Source organism: Dyadobacter koreensis, from assembly GCF_900108855.1.
Taxonomy (GTDB): Bacteria; Bacteroidota; Bacteroidia; order Cytophagales; family Spirosomataceae; genus Dyadobacter; species Dyadobacter koreensis.
In genome coordinates this window covers 13969-32035 of record NZ_FNXY01000001.1, presented here as the reverse complement: position 1 = coordinate 32035, position 18067 = coordinate 13969, and the positions used below count along the sequence as shown (strand labels likewise).

Annotated in this window: 16 protein-coding genes; 8 read left to right on the top strand and 8 right to left on the bottom strand. The window is 41.5% G+C overall.

What is annotated here, in order from left to right; translation table 11 throughout:
• Positions 1 to 6 precede the first annotated feature (6 nt).
• From BMY70_RS00120 to iolB, 5 genes are all read right to left on the bottom strand, one after another.
• Positions 7 to 1617: a sodium/sugar symporter gene (locus tag BMY70_RS00120; RefSeq protein ID WP_090330473.1), complete on the bottom strand. Its 1611-nt coding sequence runs from the start codon at positions 1615 to 1617 to the stop codon at positions 7 to 9.
• A 25-nt stretch (positions 1618 to 1642) separates the two neighbouring features.
• Positions 1643 to 2671 (bottom strand): inositol 2-dehydrogenase, encoded by a 1029-nt coding sequence (gene iolG, locus BMY70_RS00115; RefSeq protein ID WP_090330470.1) that lies wholly within the window; start codon positions 2669 to 2671, stop codon positions 1643 to 1645.
• Between the two features lie 153 nt (positions 2672 to 2824).
• Positions 2825 to 4291 (bottom strand): CoA-acylating methylmalonate-semialdehyde dehydrogenase, encoded by a 1467-nt coding sequence (locus BMY70_RS00110; RefSeq protein WP_090330467.1) that lies wholly within the window; start codon positions 4289 to 4291, stop codon positions 2825 to 2827.
• 191 nt (positions 4292 to 4482) lie between these two features.
• Entirely contained in the window at positions 4483 to 5490 is a 1008-nt protein-coding gene (iolC, locus tag BMY70_RS00105) for a 5-dehydro-2-deoxygluconokinase (protein ID WP_090330465.1), read from the bottom strand.
• Positions 5491 to 5548: 58 nt separating this feature from the next.
• Complete coding sequence (gene iolB, locus BMY70_RS00100; RefSeq protein ID WP_090330462.1) at positions 5549 to 6418, bottom strand: 5-deoxy-glucuronate isomerase; 870 nt, start codon at positions 6416 to 6418, stop codon at positions 5549 to 5551.
• 126 nt (positions 6419 to 6544) lie between these two features.
• Here iolB and BMY70_RS00095 point away from each other — a divergent pair, with 126 nt between their 5' ends.
• From BMY70_RS00095 to BMY70_RS00070, 6 genes are all read left to right on the top strand, one after another.
• Entirely contained in the window at positions 6545 to 7579 is a 1035-nt protein-coding gene (locus BMY70_RS00095; protein ID WP_090330460.1) for a LacI family DNA-binding transcriptional regulator, read from the top strand.
• A gap of 150 nt (positions 7580 to 7729) precedes the next feature.
• Positions 7730 to 8347, top strand: a complete 618-nt coding sequence (locus BMY70_RS00090) for a PD-(D/E)XK nuclease family protein (RefSeq protein WP_090330457.1) — start codon at positions 7730 to 7732, stop codon at positions 8345 to 8347.
• Positions 8348 to 8353: 6 nt separating this feature from the next.
• Positions 8354 to 8770, top strand: a complete 417-nt coding sequence (locus tag BMY70_RS00085; protein WP_090330455.1) for a hypothetical protein — start codon at positions 8354 to 8356, stop codon at positions 8768 to 8770.
• A 23-nt stretch (positions 8771 to 8793) separates the two neighbouring features.
• Positions 8794 to 9210, top strand: coding sequence for a DUF2251 domain-containing protein (locus BMY70_RS00080; RefSeq protein WP_218148535.1), 417 nt, complete (start codon positions 8794 to 8796; stop codon positions 9208 to 9210).
• Positions 9211 to 9263: 53 nt separating this feature from the next.
• Complete coding sequence (locus BMY70_RS00075) at positions 9264 to 9713, top strand: hypothetical protein (RefSeq protein ID WP_090330452.1); 450 nt, start codon at positions 9264 to 9266, stop codon at positions 9711 to 9713.
• 367 nt (positions 9714 to 10080) lie between these two features.
• Positions 10081 to 11928, top strand: a complete 1848-nt coding sequence (locus BMY70_RS00070) for a T9SS type A sorting domain-containing protein (RefSeq protein WP_177196916.1) — start codon at positions 10081 to 10083, stop codon at positions 11926 to 11928.
• Positions 11929 to 12084: 156 nt separating this feature from the next.
• On the opposite strand, the gene BMY70_RS00065 is transcribed toward BMY70_RS00070, so the two are convergent.
• On the bottom strand, positions 12085 to 12681 hold the full coding sequence (locus BMY70_RS00065) for a hypothetical protein (RefSeq protein WP_090330446.1): 597 nt from the start codon (positions 12679 to 12681) through the stop codon (positions 12085 to 12087).
• A gap of 5 nt (positions 12682 to 12686) precedes the next feature.
• Positions 12687 to 13493 (bottom strand): metallophosphoesterase family protein, encoded by an 807-nt coding sequence (locus BMY70_RS00060; RefSeq protein WP_090330443.1) that lies wholly within the window; start codon positions 13491 to 13493, stop codon positions 12687 to 12689.
• 952 nt (positions 13494 to 14445) lie between these two features.
• Between BMY70_RS00060 and BMY70_RS00055 the strand changes: the two genes are divergently transcribed.
• Together BMY70_RS00055 and BMY70_RS00050 are read left to right on the top strand one after the other, a co-directional pair.
• A complete protein-coding gene (locus tag BMY70_RS00055; RefSeq protein WP_090330441.1) occupies positions 14446 to 14835 on the top strand; it encodes a hypothetical protein in 390 nt (129 codons plus the stop codon).
• 181 nt (positions 14836 to 15016) lie between these two features.
• On the top strand, positions 15017 to 15940 hold the full coding sequence (locus BMY70_RS00050; protein ID WP_090330438.1) for a S1C family serine protease: 924 nt from the start codon (positions 15017 to 15019) through the stop codon (positions 15938 to 15940).
• Positions 15941 to 16038: 98 nt separating this feature from the next.
• Here the strand turns inward: BMY70_RS00050 and BMY70_RS00045 are convergent, their stop codons facing one another.
• Positions 16039 to 17931 (bottom strand): CocE/NonD family hydrolase, encoded by a 1893-nt coding sequence (locus BMY70_RS00045; protein ID WP_090330436.1) that lies wholly within the window; start codon positions 17929 to 17931, stop codon positions 16039 to 16041.
• Between the last annotated feature and the right edge of the window lie 136 nt (positions 17932 to 18067).

Below are 18067 nucleotides of genomic sequence, written 5' to 3'. Positions count from 1 at the left end.
CCAGTCTTACCAGAAAACGGTATACAAAGCACCAAGAATACCAAAAATCAGAATTGAGGTGATCATAAATCCAGTGCTCACCTTGAACATGGAACGGTCAATTTCAAGTCCTTTTGGATTGTTTTTACTCTTTGGATCAAGCAGTGTTACCAAAACAATAACCGCCACCAGAATTAAAAAGATAATTCCCATACGGTTCAAAAACGGAATTTCTTCATACCAGAATTTAAAGGCTGTTGAGAGCGGGATTGTTAAAAGTGCCGCTATCAAAGCCGCATTTCCAGTTGTTCGTTTCCAGAAAAAACCAAGGAAGAAAATCGCAAAAACACCTGGGGTTATAAAACTGGAATATTCCTGAATAAACTGATAGGCTTGTTCCAGAACGCGAAGTTGTGGTGCGATCAAAGCTGCGATACCCATGGAAGTCCAGATTGCATAACGTCCAACGCGGATCAGGTGCTTTTCTGTGGCGTCCGGTTTGATATATTCTCTGTAAATATCGAGCGTAAAAATCGTGGAAATACTGTTTGCTTTTCCTGCCAGTGAAGCAACAATTGCTGCTGTTAAGGCAGCAAAAGCCATTCCTTTCAATCCTGATGGAAGAAGATCAAGCAAAACCGGGTAGGCGTGATCTGGTTTCACGATCCCGTTCGCATCAAGCATTTCTGTTTGAAACATTCCGTTTTGAAAAAGCACATACGCTGCGATTCCTGGTATTACTACGATAATAGGGATGATAAGTTTCAAACCCGCGGCAAACAAAAGTCCTTTTCTGGCGGTAGGAAGACTAGCCCCAAGCGTACGCTGGATAATGTATTGATTACAACCAAAATAGTTCAGGTTATTAATCCACATCGCTCCAATGATCACAGATAACCCTGGCAGATCTTTATAGTATGGATTATCTTTTTTCAGGATCATGTGAAAATGCGGTTCGGCTTGTGCCTTCAAAGTGCCAAAAGCACTGAAAACATTAGGATTTCCAAATTGTTTCGCCACCAGATCCATGGCAAGATAGGTTGTCACTAAACCACCCGCAATGAGTACAACCACTTGAATAACATCCGTATAACCAATTACTTTCATCCCTCCGACCGTGATGATGATCGCAAAAACGGCTAATGCTCCAATCGCCCAGGTAAAGTCAATGCCGGCTGTAACCTCCAGCGCAAGTGCACCGAGATAAAGTATTGAAGTCAGGTTGACAAATACGTATAACAGAAGCCAGAATACCGCCATTGTGGTTGCTACCACCGGATTATACCGCTGCCGTAAAAACTGCGGCATGGTATAAATCTTGTTTTTCAAATAAATCGGAACGAAGAAAACTGCTACTACGACCAGCGTTGCCGCTGCCATCCATTCGTAAGATGCTATGGCCAGGCCGATTGCAAATCCCGACCCTGACATGCCAATAAAATGCTCTGCCGAAATATTCGATGCGATCAACGAAGCGCCAATAGCCCAGAACGTTAATGAACCTTCTGCTAAAAAGTAATCGGTAGAACTGGATTCTTTACTTGATTTCTTTTTGTAAATCCAAAAACCGTATGACGAAACACCGATAAAATAAATGAAAAATACGACGTAATCAAGCAACTGCAGGCCTTGTTTCATGGGGTTGGTTTAGGGTATAATCTTCTTACACCAATGTATGACTAATAACTTCTTCCAACTTCACCGGTCTTCCTTCCTGGAGGGATTTCATGGCTGCAATTCCAATTGCAGTAGCCATCAATCCATCATGCGCGTCGACAGGGGAGGGAGTGTCATTGAGCACACAATTAACAAATGATTTCAGACAAACACGGTATGCCGTTTCATATCTTTCAAGGAAAAAATGTAGTGGGAGCGAGATATTACCGCCATTGCTGTCGAAATGTACCAGATTATCAGCAGTGTTATTCTCTGCTTTGGCCATTCCTTTTGAGCCAAAAATTTCCAGTCGCTGATCGTAGCCATAAACCGCTTTCCGGCTATTGTCAATCACACCGATCGCTCCGTTTTCAAAAGTCAACACAATTACAGCTGTGTCTATATCTCCGAATTCTTTAATTTCCGGGTTGATCAGCGCATCGCCTTTTACAAAGATTTCAGTTACTTCTGAGCCAACAATATAACGGGCCATGTCAAAATCATGGATCGACATATCAAGGAAAATCCCGCCGGAAGTTTTCAAGTATTCAATTGGTGGCGGTCCCGGGTCACGGCTGGTGATACGCAGAATTTGCGGATCTCCGATTTTATCATCCGCCACGATATTTCGTACATTGGTAAAATTCGCATCGAAACGACGGTTGAACCCAAGCATCAATTTTACACCATTTTCACTGACCGCTTTTTGTGCAGCATAAATGGCATCCAAAGTGACGTCCAGCGGTTTTTCACAAAATACATGTTTCTTTTGATTCGCCGCAGCTACTGTGTAAGGAACATGAAAAGGAGTGGGAGAGCAGATGATGACGGCTTCGACATCCGGATGATTGATAACGTCATACGCATCTGTTGTAACTTCTTCAACACCAAGATTTTTGGCAAAAGCGTGCGATTCCGGTGAAAGGTCCGATGCGATCACCACTTCCACGCCGGGAATGTGGTGCATCAGATTGCTCAGGTGTATCTGCCCGATACGACCTAATCCAATCACCCCGATTTTTAATTTTTTTGACATGTTTTTTAGGTTTTAGCGGTCAACATTTAGCCGCGCGGCGGGCCGCCGTTGGCCATTGTTAATCCAAGCTTGGTTAGTTTCTTATTTCAATTTTTTATGGTGTCAATCTCAATTATCCAGGGAAAGCCGAAAGCCGATCGCCGACAGCCAAAATTAGAATTTCCTGTTCCACTCCTTCAGCCAGCGTTCAATCACCACTTTTGTCTGGGTGAAAAATTCCACCGCATGGTTTCCTTGCCCGTGTAAATCGCCATAAAAACTGTCTTTCCAACCCGAGAATGGGAATTGTGCAACCGGTGCGGCAACACCGATGTTGATACCGATATTTCCAGCTTCGGCTTCATGACGGAACTTTCTGGCGTTTAATCCGCTGCTAGTGAAGATACAAGCCATGTTTCCGTAGCGACCAGAATTGATAAAGCGGATCGCTTCTTCAATAGTATTGATATGGACAAGGCTTAGTACCGGGCCGAAAATTTCAGTCGCGGCCAGCTCGCCGTCCAATGGAATGTCTTCAATAATGGTTGGTTCGATAAAATTACCATTTTCAAAACCAGGTACTTTTGCATTACGGCCATCCACCAGTAATCTGCCACCCTCGCTTAATCCTTTGTCGATTAAGTGATGGACGCGGTTTTTACTTTCAGCAGTAATCACCGGACCCATTTGAACGTCACTTTCAAGTCCGAATCCAGTCTTACGATTTTTAGCGGATTCAACCAGACTTTCTGTGATATCTTTATGTTCCCCAACAGTTATAATCGTTGAAGCAGCAAGACAACGCTGACCAGCACACCCATAAACGCTGTCGATCACAATCTGCGTGGTCATATCAATATCCGCATCCGGCAGTACGATGACAGGATTTTTCGCTCCTCCTTGTGCCTGGACGCGTTTGCCATGGGCTGCGCCTTTGGAATAAACATATTTGGCAACATTGGAAGAACCCACAAAACTAATTCCTTTGATAACTGGATGCTCTAAAAGTGCATCCACAACCTCATGACCACCCTGAATCAAATTCAAAACTCCGTTTGGCAAATCAAGCTTCTCCATCAAAGCGACGATTTTCGTCATTGTCAACGGTACCTTTTCTGAAGGTTTTATGATATAGCTGTTCCCGCAAGCAAGGGCATAGGGCAAAAACCAGAATGTGATCATCCCCGGGAAGTTGAATGGAGCGATACAGGCGCAAGGTCCAAGCGGCTGCCGAATCATGTATTCATCAATCCCTTTGGCTATATCTTCGGAAAATTCGCCCTGCATCAAGGCCGGCATACCGCATGCATTCTCCACGTTTTCAATAGCCCTGACCATTTCAGCTTTTGCTTCAAGAAAAGTTTTTCCGGATTCTAGCGTGATCGTTTTCGCGATATCGTCGATGTTGTCTTCCAGTAAGGTTTTCAATTTGAAAAGATACTGCACACGTTTCGAAACCGGCGTACTTCTCCATTCCTGAAATCCTTCGTGGGCAGCTTGCGCCGCATCCGCAACATCCTGCGCATTCCCGGTCGGAACCTGCATTAGTATTTCCTGCGAAGCCGGGTTTAAAACGTTGGTAAATTCACTGGAGTGGCTATCCACCCAACGGCCATTAATATAATTCTGTAACTTCTCCATCTTATTTGTTGTTAAACGCAGAGTTCCGGAAGTTATCCGCAGAGTTGCGCTGTTATTTTTAATATGTTTATGCTATTAAACGCAGAGTTAGGGGAGTTGCCTCGCTGAGTTTCGCTGCTGTCTTTTACTGTTAATAGTTAGAAGAAAAAACTCTGTGTAACTCCGCGCTAAAACTTCCATTACCTCTGCGTTTAATACCCGCCTCGGCTTTCTACGAACTCAGTTACCTCCTCCAACGTTGGCATGAAGTTCGCGCAGCCTTCTCTTGTGACGATGATCGCGCCGCAGGCGTTTCCCATTCTTACGCTTTTGTATAAATCCCATCCGTTCAGGATTCCGTAGGAAAATCCCGCGCAAAATGCGTCTCCGGCGCCTAACACGTTTAAAACTTCCACCGGGAAACCAGGAACTTTCACTTCTTCTTTTCCCGGCTGGAAAATTGAAGCGCCGTCTTTTCCTCGTTTTACGACCAATGTTTCAACGCCGGATTTTAAGATCTCCTCGATCGCAGTATTAATATTACCTCTAATTTCAGGCGCGGAAATCTGCTGGTGTTTGATCAAAAGCTGTTCTTTGTCTGTCAGGTAGGTTGCCAGGATTTCTTCTTCTGTACCAACTACCATGGTAAAACTGCTTAACGCTGCCCTCAGTGTCACACCAAAAGCGCGGGGATCGTCCCACTGATCGGCTCGGAAATCGATGTCCAGAAGCGTTTTTAAGTTTTGTTTTTTAGCAACTTCTAGCGCATAAAACATAGATGTTCTGCTGGGATCTTTGCTGAATGCCGTTCCGGAAAATGCAACTGCTTTAAATTCCTCGAACGGAATGGCGTTCACGTGGTCTATGGTCAGGTTGATATCGGCGCAGTTTTCACGGTAATATACAAGGGGGAATTTATCCGGCGGTTCAATTCCTAAAATTACTGCTGAGCTGCGGGTGCCTTCAATCGTTGGGATGTATTCCGTAGCAATTCCTTCTTCATCCAGAAAATGTTTGATGAAATTTCCGACCTGATCATTGCCGATTCCGGTAAGGATGGCGGTGTTCAGGCCAAGTCGTTGTGCGCCGGTCGCGATGTTCAGCGGACAACCACCTACAAACGCGTTGAAGGCACTTATTTTTTCAAACGGACTTCCAATGTTTGCAGAATACAGGTCAATGGAAGAGCGCCCGATGGTTAAAAGATCGTGTTTAGGCATGGAAAAAAAAATGTTAGCCAGGTTACTTGATAACGGATTGAATTCGTGTTTACTAAAATTATTTTGTATTGTTCATTTCCAAAGTAACAATCGGAAGTCTTGGGTCCTGCCCTTTCCATGAACCATAGATCCAGTCATGATCCGGGTCAGAAGTATTGGCCAGCGACTGATCGCTGCCAGCCAGAAAGTTCAGGTAATAAACATTATAGCCATGCGCCGCCGCTACGGGATGATATCCTTTTGGTACCAAAACAGCCTCGTTATTGTGTACGCGTACAATTTCATCCAGCGAACGGTCGTCTGTATAAACCTGCTGAATGGCGTAACCCTGCGGTTTGTCAAATTTGTAGAAATATATTTCTTCCAGATTTGCTTCGATCAACGTTCCATCTGCATTTACTTTTCGCTCGTCATGTTTGTGCGCAGGGAAAGATGACCAGTTTCCCGACGGCGTATATACCTCCACGCAAACAATTTTGTGGCAATCAAATCCTGGTTGCAATAAGCTGTTAATCTGTCGGTTGGCATTGTCTCCGCCACGGTATTCAATGGCTGCTTCTTCCGGGCGTTTCATGTATGGCGGATGATCTTCATCGGTTGCAACCCAGCAGATCGCAATATCAGTTTTGTCGGTTTGGGCGGTTAATGTGAATTCAGTATTCCTCGATAGATACATGGCGTGACCAATCCCGCTGAAAACATCCTTCCTTCCGTTTCCTGTTTCCCATGTTCCCTCCGCCGTTTCAACTTTAAAATTACCACCTAATAACGCGATGCAGTATTCGTAATCTCCTGTGTTCAGTGTATATTGTTCGTTCAGGTCAAGAATCTTGGCTTCGAAGTTTAAATAAGTCCAGCCAGCTTGTTCACTTGTGAGGGAATGATACGTTTTTTGATCCGTTTTTGGTTTTACCAGTAGGTCGCTCATCGTTGATTTTCTATTACATTTGCACAATGATAGCGTGGTATAAATTAAATACAAAGTGTAAATATGTTTATATCGAATGCAAACGTTTGAAAAAATTTTAAATATTTAATTGTAATTATCCTACTCATGAATTCCTCTCGCCCGGTTACGATAAAAGACATTGCCCGCCGCTTCCGTTGCTCTCCTTCGACGGTATCCAGAGCGCTCAATGATCATCCGGCTATTAATGAAGACACCAGAAAAAATATCCAGGAATATGCCAGAGAGGTTGGTTATCAGCGTAACGAAGTGTCTTTAAGCTTGTTGAATAAGAAAACAGCAACACTGGGCGTGGTGGTGCCAACGATCGGAAATTACTATGAAACTGCTGTCATAGAGGGACTTCACACAATTTTGCAGCCATTGGGTTATACGCTCAATATTTGTGTAACAAACGAAAATTACCTGCTTGAAAAGGAATATTTATCAAAACTGCTTTCCAACCGTACCGAAGGAATTTTCCTGTCCGTTTCCCAGGAAACCTATGACGCAGGGTATTACGAACATCTGGAAAGTGTGATCCAGAGAAAAACCCCGCTGATTTTTATCGACAGGGAATATGAAGATTTTGAAACAAGCCGGGCAACGGTTGACGATTACCACGGCGCGTTTGCTGCTGTTGAACATCTGCTCACCATCGGATACAAAAACATTGCACATTTGAAAGGTCCAAACGGACTGACAGTTTCCGAACAGCGGTTTAAAGGGTATCGGGATTGTTTAAAAAAATATGATATTCCGATAAAAGAGGAATTGATCATCAATACCAACTTCAAGGTTGAAAGCGCCATTGTGCCCACCAAAAGATTGCTGGATCTGGATTCTCCCCCGGACGCTATTTTTGGTGTCAATGACCAGGTTGCGATAGGAGCGATGCGGGTTATTCTGGATCGCGGTCTGAAAATCCCGGGTGACGTTGGTATCATTGGTTTTGACAATTCTCCAATTTCCGCTTATACCTATCCATCACTCACGACAGTTCACCGCCCGGGCAGAAAAATCGGAATGGAAGCTTCCCGTTTGTTTTTAAATCAGCTGAATGGATCAGGGGATTTTGTGCATGAGAATATTGTGTTGCCTACGGAGTTGATTATAAGGGAGTCTTCGCTAAGGATTTCTTAGCGTTTTCATGGGGAAATAGCTCGATAGAGCTTCCTGTTTATGTAAAATGTGAGAGGATCTCGAGAACCACGCTCCTTGGGAGCCTCCTGTTATTATTAAAAATGTACAGCTTATTCTTGTATTGCTAAATAATTTTTTAATTCATATTTAATGAAACCAAACATTTTTGCCCATGCCACGAAGGAATTATCACAAGACGCATTTTTTGCTTGGTTATTAGAATGGGCTGATTACAGGAACCAAGATTTCGATCACGAACTTCATGAAGTTGCAAAAGATTTTATACGTTTTCTACTAGATAAAGAAGATTATGCAATAACCAATGTAGAGGTTCTTAAGCAATGGCAAAATATGGATATCACGGTTACAGTTAATAATGAATACTTCATCGTGATTGAGGATAAGACCAATACTGGCGAACATTCAGGTCAACTGGAAAGGTATGCAAAAATTGTAAAGTCGCATGATAAGAGCAAAAATCTTGAACCGGTGTTTATATACCTAAAAACTGGGAATGAAAGCCAGTATACCCAGCAATATGTCAAAAGTCAAGGATTTAAACCTATTGATCGTAAAAGTGTTCTTGACGTTTTACGGAGAAAAAATGTAGACATTAAAAATTCAATTTTTACAGATTTTGTAGCCTATATGAATGTCCTGGAACAAAGTACAAATGCTTTTCAAACTTTACAAAACATAACCACAGATTGGAAAGCCGCAGAGGGTTTTTATATGCTGCAGGAAACTAAAATTTCTGATGCCGGATAGGGGAATGTGTCAAATCAATCGGGTGGTTTTCTTGGGTTTTGGTACCATGGGATCGAAGCAGAAGATGGCAAAATTTATATCCAAATTGAAAATACTGTTAACGGAAATCTCGATATTGAAAATCGAATTAGAGTTGTTTTAAAAATTTCTGGATGGGATCAAAATTTGCAGCGACTTTACGTAAATTTTGAAGCGTTGCGGATAATTGGTCTTACCAATGGACTTCAGTTAGTGAAACCTAACAAATTCCGGGTCGGGGCAACATCTACTATTGCCGTTTTAAAAAATGCGTTTTCCAATAATGAGGGAGAAATTTTCAGTATGGATGATTTTCTTCTTATTCTAAAACGTCTGGAACAAACTTGTGATACATTTGCTAGTAATAATCTTCCCAAAAAAATATTTACAGATTTAATTGAGTAACACGAATTAAAAGAATTTATACATTGAAATTAGACATCACCCACAACTACAAAATCGGCCACGACACCTTCATCCACAGCTTCTCACCAACCCAAAATTTCGGTGTGGCTTTTGAAGATGATATGACGACCGGCGTTTTTTATGCAATTAATAAATCAGAACAGCCGGAAGTTTTGGATGGGCTGCATATTTATAATGTTGCTGATATTATTGAAAAAACATTGCCCACAGAGCTGCAAATCGGATGGAGCGATGATGGCTGGAGTGCTTTTCTGATCATCAATAAACATTATCATGCTATTTTTGATTTTGGATTGAGAGCGGGATATTGCAGAAATGGTATTCCGGAAAATACAGGAGAGTGGACTTTAGTTAATGAACGGCAGCTTACGGAAGAGGTGATGGCGAAATATTTGGCGCCGGACGAGCAACGCTCCTAAAAATGGCCTGCATGTGGCAGTCCCTGTTTTAGTCCCGGATTTTACTTTTGAATATGGTCAAACAATATCTCAATATTTCAGACATCAAAAGTCTGGTGGATAAGTTTTTGTCCAAAACGCTTCCGGACGACGAATGGACACATTTTGCTCATCTTACAGTCGGGCTTTGGTTTGTCTCGAATCATGGTTTGGAGGAGACGTCAGTACTGATGCCGACTTACATTGCAGAATATAATGAATCGCTCGGAAAGGAAAATACAGATTTCAGCGGTTACCATGAAACGATTACGCAATTCTGGATCTGGCTTTTGGATGGGTATTGGAAAGAGGTTCAAAAAGAAAAATCATTGTTAAATGCAGCCAACGACTTAGCAAATAGTCCTTATGGAGAACCTTCCAATTTCCTTAAATTTTACAGTCGCGGGCTTATATTTTCAGTTGAAGCAAGGAAGAGGTTTGTAAAGCCTGATTTAGGGGATTTGGATTTTCGGTTGATTGGATAGGGTACAGCTAAAAGGAATTTAAACGTTACTTTCCACAATGATTTGAAAGATATATCTCAATAATTTGGTTGTTGCACGGATCAGTTTAATTTATTGTGAAGATTTTCCTATGTTATAAAATATAATCGTTATTTGAATATTCGAACAAGGAATTTTTGAGATTGCGTAAATTTTGCTTATTTGCCAAGAGTTACATCTAACCTTCCTTTTTATGCATACACTTATCAAATCATGCTTAGTTACACTTCTTTTTTGTCTAATCAAGTTTTCATCTTTTGCGCAAACCTGGACGGGGGCAGTCAGCTCCGATTGGAATGTTTCTGGAAATTGGCTCCCGGCAGGCATTCCTAACAGAGATTCGGATGTTGTGATTCCCGGGACAGGTGTTACTAATTGGCCATTTCTATCTGGAAATATCTCTCTTGGGTTATTACAAATGGAGCGTGGCTCGCAACTTGACACGCGTGGCTTCAAGATTTCTGTTGGAAAGATTGTGGCCTTGAGCTTAAGCTTGAACGGTGCTTTGATAAAAAATACCAAACCCGATACAGATATCTTTATTTACGTTTTCAGTATAGCGACGATTACAAATTGCACTTTTGAGGGTAACACGGAAATCATTTACGAAGGAATGTTTTTGGATCGCACTCGTATTGATTACGCGTTTGAGGGATCAAATCATTATAAAGGTAATTTAAAGGTTACGGAAAACGGCAATGCTCACTTTTCACTGTCATTTTCAAGATCAGTTTTTGATGGTGATGTGGAGTTTATAAGAGGAAGTTTCGGAGGGCTAACGAGTGGATTGTACACGCAACAATCAATACTTTTCTCCGGTGGAGCTACTATTCTCGGTAATTTTAAATATACAAATTTAGCTGGAGGACAACTGACAATAGGTTCTGACCAATCGAATACCAACATTGCCGGAAACGTGGAAATCGTTCATAGTGGTCCTGTTATTCCCAGCCGCAACATCACGATCGGTGGCACAAGCAATTTTAAAGTCGTTGGCGATTTCAGAGCATTCATTTATTTTGGCAGTGGCTTTTCTCCTTTTGTTTTTAAAAACCTAGAAATTGCGAAGACTGGACTGGAACCGCTTGGTATTAGTAGCACTATTACTATACCGGGTCATTTGACGTTTACAAGTGGTTATATTAATTCTACCTCAGTTCCGATTATATTGGCTGATGGAGCGACTGTTTCGGGTGCGAGCAATACAAGTCATATCATTGGGCAGGTACAAAAAATAGGTGACGACGAATTTACCTTTCCGGTTGGAGATGGAACAAAACTTCTGCCATTAACCATAAGTGCACCATCAGTGTCGACAGATAATTTTGGTGTTAGCTATAAACAATTCTATTCATATGGAAATCCTTACAGCCTAAGTTCCAAAGATTCTTCGCTATCGAAGGTAAGCAATAAAGGATATTGGGATCTTTCAAGGTTATCTGGCACAAGTAACGTTCAAATTACACTTGGGTATAATGAGGCTGAGGGAAATGTAAAAAATCCTTCGCAGCTGCGCGTGGCACATTGGCAAGGGACCCGATGGGAAGATCTCGGCAATGGCGGGACGTCAGGGTCTTTAACAGAGGGTAATGTTTTGTCTGCTGGTGCAGTATCCAGTTTTAGTCCCTTCACGCTTGCCACTTTTGGATCAGAAAACGCGTTACCGGTGACACTAACTGATATTTCGGTCCAGAATGAAAATCAAACAGCGTTATTGAAATGGAGCACTGCAAATGAAATTAATAGCGATAAGTTTGAGATTGAGCATAGTTTGGACGCCAAGTCCTGGCGTAAAGTAGGAGTAACTAATGCGGCTTATAACAGCAAGTCAGTAGTTAATTATGAGTTTATTCATAATAATCCCGTGCAAGGAATGAACTACTACCGACTGAAAATGATAGATCGCGATGCCACTTTTGCATACAGCAAAATTATTGATTTAAAATTCACAAGTAAGGCATTATTGACAGTATACCCTAATCCGGTGGCGAAGAAAGTATATTTAAAAACGGAATTTTCGTTTGGAATAAAACACGTAGAATTAATTAACAATTTAGGGCAAATTATAACTAAAGTGGAATTGTATGATTCAACAAAGGGTATTGACGTATCTAACCTTTCCGAAGGCTCCTATTTGGTTAAAGTTAAGCTATCTAACGGGCTTCAGGAAACGCATCGAATTTTATTGACGCCGTAATTTATTTATTGAGCAAATTCCCGCGACTGCGGGGATTTGCATATTGACGGTGCCTATTTTAAATGCAATAGGCGTACAGTCAAAATTTAGATTATAGGAGAAGTGTAACGTGAGGTCATTTACTTAAAACAAATTGAAAACTTCCCCACATTTAAACTAAAACGCCATTTTAACCCCAAAAGATAAATTCCCAATATCCGAAAGTTTGAGGTATTCTCTGTTCTGAACATAACTGATCATGAGCAGGTCGTAACTTCCCAGCTCATAATAAAATTCAAATTGTCTCACCTGATTTTTAATGACCATATTACGTCCAGCTTTTCCGCCAACAAATGCCCCGGGACGGAAAGAAGTGGCCCACCAGTAATATCCCGCAGGATAATAAGATGGCCATTTCGTATCAAACTGCGGCCCGAAAGTGTAACTCAGATAAGCCCCAATAGAAAACGGACGTATGTAGTAACCGTTTTTCAGGGGGATCTTCCATGGAGAATAGGTAGTTTTTGCCGAAATCGTGATCAACGCATCTCCTCCAAATTTCTTTGGGAGAAAACCGAACAGAAGATCTGTTTCGAGCGTTTTATTGCGGGATACATAACCAGGCCCGCCCGATAGAAAACCGATATTGCCTGCAAAATGCAATTTCAAATGATCAGGAATATACCATTTTCTGGATTTGAGACCAGGCTGGTCATCTTGTGCCAAGACAGCAAAATTCACTGATAAAAGAAGTAGTAATAATATTTTTTTCATAAAGATTAAAATTGAACGCGCTCCACCTTTTGTCCATCTTTCCAGCAGGTAATGATCAGATAACCCCTGTCTCCCATGCTGGTAGTCTGGTAATACTGAACTCCATCATTGTAATATTCACCTTCCTTAAAAGCGTGCTGATGGCCATAAAGTGTAAATTTTAGGTTAGGATCCGCTGCCAGGGTCGCGGCATATTCCTTTTCCAGATTTTTGTCGAAATCTGCATCAAAAGGCGGGACATGGCCAATGACAATGGTCTGTTTTTTATCCGGATTGTCGGCCAGCTGCGATTTCAGCCAGGGGATGTTAGGCGTGCTTCCGTCCAGTCCGTATTCCAGAGAATTTGTATTGATAAATATAAATTTGTAGTCACCATAGCCGAACGTATAATCCAGTGGGCCGAACATTCTGACATAAGCATCCGAACCATTTGCCACAATATCGTGATTGCCGATTACGGTGAGATAAGGGTATTTTAAATCCTTCATAATGTCGTTGATCCATTTCAGCTCTTTCGTAATTCCAAAGTCTGAAATATCGCCGGCATGCAGTACGAAATCAATGGCGCGCTGCTGGTTTGCACTTTTAACAAAGTGCGTCGTTTCGTCATACCACCGCTGAGAATCACCCATAAAGATGAAACGCAGTGTATCTTTTACAGGAATTTTAACTATTTTCTCAATATTCTTTCCGGTCAGATTTCTCTGGCTTTCCTTTAAAACAATTTCATTAGGATTAAACTGAAACAGTCCGTCGCATGAAAAGAATGAAATTCCGAGAAGTAGAATTATCAGTTGCGAAAAAATTTTCAAAGTGAATTCGTTTTGTTGTTACGTTACCAATCTATACCTAACGGCCATTTGAAAAGTAAAATTCCTGCCATAGTCTTTGGCCTTTCTTCTCTGCCTTTTTATTTTTTGTATTAGATTAAGAGTAAGTCTTTTAAATGGTATCAATTTTATTTGAAAAAAATCTATTGCTACGGAACATATCGCCTTAAAACCCAGATTCCAGAGACGATTGCACAAAGCCTAGTCTTTCGATCAATTACAAACTTTGGTGTCCACTGCGATTTGCATCTGTGAAAATTTACAATAGAAACCATGATCCGGACAACTGAAAGTTATGGCTCTGATGATCTGGATGTTGTACATTCGTCTAGTGAAAATTCGTAATAATTTTGCCGTCTTTTTAAACTTTATCCTATGGAAATTTTGTGCTATTGTCTATGGCAGATTTTAAGAAAAAAGGAATCTGTTGTTGCTAATTTCCAAAAAGCGAAAACGTTGTCTCTTAATATCTGTAAGTAACAAAATGAATATGTTTCAGATAAAATAGAGACTTAAGCATGACGGCAGGGAAATTCATGAATGATTTCTAACAGGTTCAAAAATCTGAAACTTTTCAATATGGTCAACGACCTTTTTATGATGATACAGATCGCTAGCCACGATCTTATGAATGTTGCGGGAAAAGGCGCAATCTCCAAAAGGGGAAAAACATCACCTGAGATGTTTTTAAGTGTGGAAATCTCCCAGTAAGCAGGAGAATAATACTTGTTATGAGGCCTAAGATGTAACCATTTTGCGGTTCTAAGGAATTTTTAATTGGATATATCCTTTTTACCATATGAAATTAATAATGAATTATATTGAGTTATTCTCTTTTGGCATAATATTATTGGGAAAAACACTAATAATCTGAAATATAGATTCGTAAACTTTCTACCTGGTTCATACTATAAATATTAAACTATTAGCGACAATGATACACGAAAAAACATTTATCTTGGCCGTAGACAGAGAGGCTAAAATTGTGATGAAGGGCAATGCCGGCAAAAACAGCAGACAAGTAAATATTGATTTCGAGTTTTTGATAAAGGAGAAACATGATAAGTTCTTCCGGGCTCCAATTGGATTGAACCATCCAAAATATTGGAAACTTCAAAGGTTAACTCCTGAAAAATCGCAGTTAATGCAGCTTGTGTACAGCGGAATCTCCAAAAAACATTTGGATGAAGCAGTTAAAGAATTCAAGCAGTTTTTTGGCGCAGGATATATTTTCAGTGATGCGATCAATGTTGCAGAACGTGTAAAAACTTTAAGGGGAATCCGGCTGACAGATATGAGCAGAAGACTGGCAATGGCTGTTTGATTCTGAGCGGAAAAATATAGTTCATCAACAAAATATGTAGGTCTTTCGACGGCAATGTCTGCGGTTGAAAGACTTTTTTTATGGCGTTTTGGCATGTTAAACGAAAATACTTGCCACATTGGCACGAAAAAAATTGTGGTTAATAATTTGTTATGGTCATGGGTATATAAACGATACAGACATGGACACATTTTCGAGCATGATCATAGGGGCTGTGGATAAAATAAAAAACGCAGTCGTAAAAATAGATGTTTATAAAACAGATAAAGGAAAGCTCCGTCAGGCTGGATCCGGATCAGGATTTGTATTTTCTTCTGACGGTTTCATCTTCACCAATTGTCACGTTGTGGACGGTGCTGAGAAAATCATGGTCAGTCTTTTAAATAACAATGAGATTGAAGCAGAGCTGATCGGAAAAGATCCTGATACCGATATCGCGATTTTGAAAATTTATACCCAGGGATATTCCGTTGCTAAACTGGGAGATGCGGGCGAGTTACAGATTGGACAGTTTGTGATCGCAATCGGAAACCCGTATGGATATCAGCATACAGTGACGACGGGAGTGGTGAGTGCGCTTGGCCGGTCACTTCAGACGCAGTCGGGAAGATTCGTGGATAATGTTATTCAGTCAGATGCAGCTTTGAATCCCGGCAATTCCGGCGGCCCGATGATTAATACTGAGGGGGAAGTCGTGGGAGTAAATACCGCGGTGATTCAGGGCGCACAGGGCCTAAGTTTTTCCGTTGATATAAATACTGCAAAAGAAATTGCGAGACAGCTTATCAAAGATGGAAAAGTTTTCAAAGCGTACCTGGGACTTCAATTGCAGGATGTGCCCGTAAATGAAAAAATCCGGCAGCATTATAAACTGCCGAATCATAGGGGTGTTTTCGTTACCCAGATCGAAGCAAATTCGCCTGCGTCTCGTTCTCAAATTCAGGAAGGAGATATTATCATTTCTTTTAATGATAAACCGGTAGCGAGCAGCAACGATCTTTTCAAACAATTAACCCACAGGGAAGTGTTATCGATCACGAATATTTCAGTAATTCGACATACTGAATTATTGAATTTTATTATCGTGCCGGCAGAGAAAAAATAAAGTTTTAAACGCGGAGATGTAAGGTTTTATCGCGGAGCTGCGAAGGAAATGAAATCTTCCAGCTACGCGATAAACTCCCAAGACCCTGCGTTTCTACGTTATTTTTTAACGACTGGCAACACGATTTTGGATTGATATTGAGCGTTATGAAATATTTTGTTATGTGCGATTATTCCTTTTGATTCGTCATAATTATTGCCGCCAGTATTCAAGTTACGTTCAAACCGTGGAAAATTGCTGCTCGAAATTTCTAATCGTATGCTGTGTCCGGGCGCAAAGAAATTACTCGTCGACATAGGGCTTAACGTCAGCTTGTAAACTTGCCCGTTTCCCATCATTACTTCTTTGTCAAAACCTTCACGAAAACGTGCTCGAAGGATAGTTTCGTCCAGATTGTAAGCGCGGCCATCAGGATAAACGTCTATCAGTTTAACGGTAAAATCTGTATCCTTCGCATCGGAAGCAACGTACAAAGTCGTCTCGATTGACCCCGTTAATTCAACGCCATCTTTGAATGGATCGGTTGTGTAAACCAGAATATCCTGGCGGGTTTCCATCTGGTGCTGATCAAAAGAACCACCCTGAATGGCAGTCCCGGTGCAACATACATTTCCGCCATACGAAGGAACAGGAAATGCCGGATCATAGGTAAAACTGTCTGGCTTTTGGTCTTTACCAACAGCCTTGATGGTTAATTTTCCGTCTCCATACAGACTATTCGCTCCGCCTTTGCTGGACAAATAATACGTGGTCGGTTCAATATTTGCAGGCGGCCACGTGTCCGAGTATTGCCATTTATTTGAACCCATGGTATAGTATTGAACACGCGGCGTCTTTTTAAGCATGTTATTATCTTCCCCTTTTAGCCAGTAATCAAACCATCCATAGATCAGTCCGTCGTAATCAAGCCGCGCGTCGCCGACACTTCTTTCACCGACAATGGTATTCTCAGTTGCACGTTTATAAGCGCAGTGCAAGGTTGGAGCAATTACCAAAAACTGGCCATCCTTCACCTGCTGATCAGTACCGTTTTTTCTGACATGATTAAAAAGGGCAAGATTGGGACCCGTTGAAACATCGTACCAGGAAACAAACCAGTAGCTCGGAACGGCAAAAGGCATATTGTCATGATACAAGCCTCCTTTATACCACTCAGGATCGGACGGTTTTCTTACAATCATTTTTTCGTACGTTCCCTTCGGGCCATTCACATTCTGGATAATATCCTGAACTGGTAGATGTTTCAAACCTAGCGCCCAATCAACTTTTGGCATTTCCGGTGCCAGATCATAAAATCTTGAAATCCGGGTCAGGTCTTCGCTCGTGGCTGTTTTAGGAAACAACGGCCGGGCCATGTTGTCTGTTTCTGTTCCATACAGCCAGGTCGTGAAAAGCATTTGCTGCGCTCCACCACGGTACCAGTTCCCTTGTTCAACAAACTCGCCGACTTTTCCGACGCCTGCTCCAAAACCCATCGGCACCATTGCGGCATGCGACGGATGGTCAAGCGCAGCAACGGCCATTTGCCATTCCGCCGTTGACGAACATCCTAATGTGCCGATTTTTCCATTCGACCAGGGTTGAGCTGACATCCAGGAAAAGGCATCATATCCGTCCGTTGTCGGCGGACCGAGGATTTCCCAGTTTCCTTCGGAGAAAAATTTACCTCGCTCGTTTTGAACCACATAGGCATAGCCGCGCTTTACAGCGTCAAGCGCATCCTGATAAGTTCTTGGTTTTAATTCACCGTCGCCCCAGGAATTAAAATTATAAGGTGTTTTGGAAAAAATGATCGGTACTTTTTTATCTGTTTTTGGTCTGTAAATATCCGTTGCAAGGCGAACGCCGTCGCGCATCGGCATCATAATCTTTTGTTCAATGACCGCAATTTCTTGTAATTGTTTTAAAACATCCTGTTGTGATAAAGCCGGGTTGAAGGCGCTTAAAAATGTTAAAACAAAAAATAATGTGGGAGTAATCTTATTTTTCATAAAAAGGCGATTGGTGGCAGGAAGTGATCTTGAAGCTAGGAATTTTTTTAGAAAATCAGAATATTATTTGAGAAGAATTTTAAGTAACTCAAACGTAGGGATCGGGCTAATAAAACTTAAAGCAGACCTTTTGAGC

Coding starts and splice junctions, on each gene's coding strand:
- BMY70_RS00110 (WP_090330467.1), bottom strand. CDS start 4,291: ATGGAGAAGTTACAGAATTATATTAATGGCCGTTGGGTGGATAGCCAC.
- BMY70_RS00095 (WP_090330460.1), top strand. CDS start 6,545: ATGAATTCCTCTCGCCCGGTTACGATAAAAGACATTGCCCGCCGCTTC.
- iolC (WP_090330465.1), bottom strand. CDS start 5,490: ATGCCTAAACACGATCTTTTAACCATCGGGCGCTCTTCCATTGACCTG.
- BMY70_RS00050 (WP_090330438.1), top strand. CDS start 15,017: ATGGACACATTTTCGAGCATGATCATAGGGGCTGTGGATAAAATAAAA.
- BMY70_RS00055 (WP_090330441.1), top strand. CDS start 14,446: ATGATACACGAAAAAACATTTATCTTGGCCGTAGACAGAGAGGCTAAA.
- BMY70_RS00075 (WP_090330452.1), top strand. CDS start 9,264: ATGGTCAAACAATATCTCAATATTTCAGACATCAAAAGTCTGGTGGAT.
- BMY70_RS00065 (WP_090330446.1), bottom strand. CDS start 12,681: ATGAAAAAAATATTATTACTACTTCTTTTATCAGTGAATTTTGCTGTC.
- iolB (WP_090330462.1), bottom strand. CDS start 6,418: ATGAGCGACCTACTGGTAAAACCAAAAACGGATCAAAAAACGTATCAT.
- iolG (WP_090330470.1), bottom strand. CDS start 2,671: ATGTCAAAAAAATTAAAAATCGGGGTGATTGGATTAGGTCGTATCGGG.
- BMY70_RS00090 (WP_090330457.1), top strand. CDS start 7,730: ATGAAACCAAACATTTTTGCCCATGCCACGAAGGAATTATCACAAGAC.
- BMY70_RS00120 (WP_090330473.1), bottom strand. CDS start 1,617: ATGAAACAAGGCCTGCAGTTGCTTGATTACGTCGTATTTTTCATTTAT.
- BMY70_RS00045 (WP_090330436.1), bottom strand. CDS start 17,931: ATGAAAAATAAGATTACTCCCACATTATTTTTTGTTTTAACATTTTTA.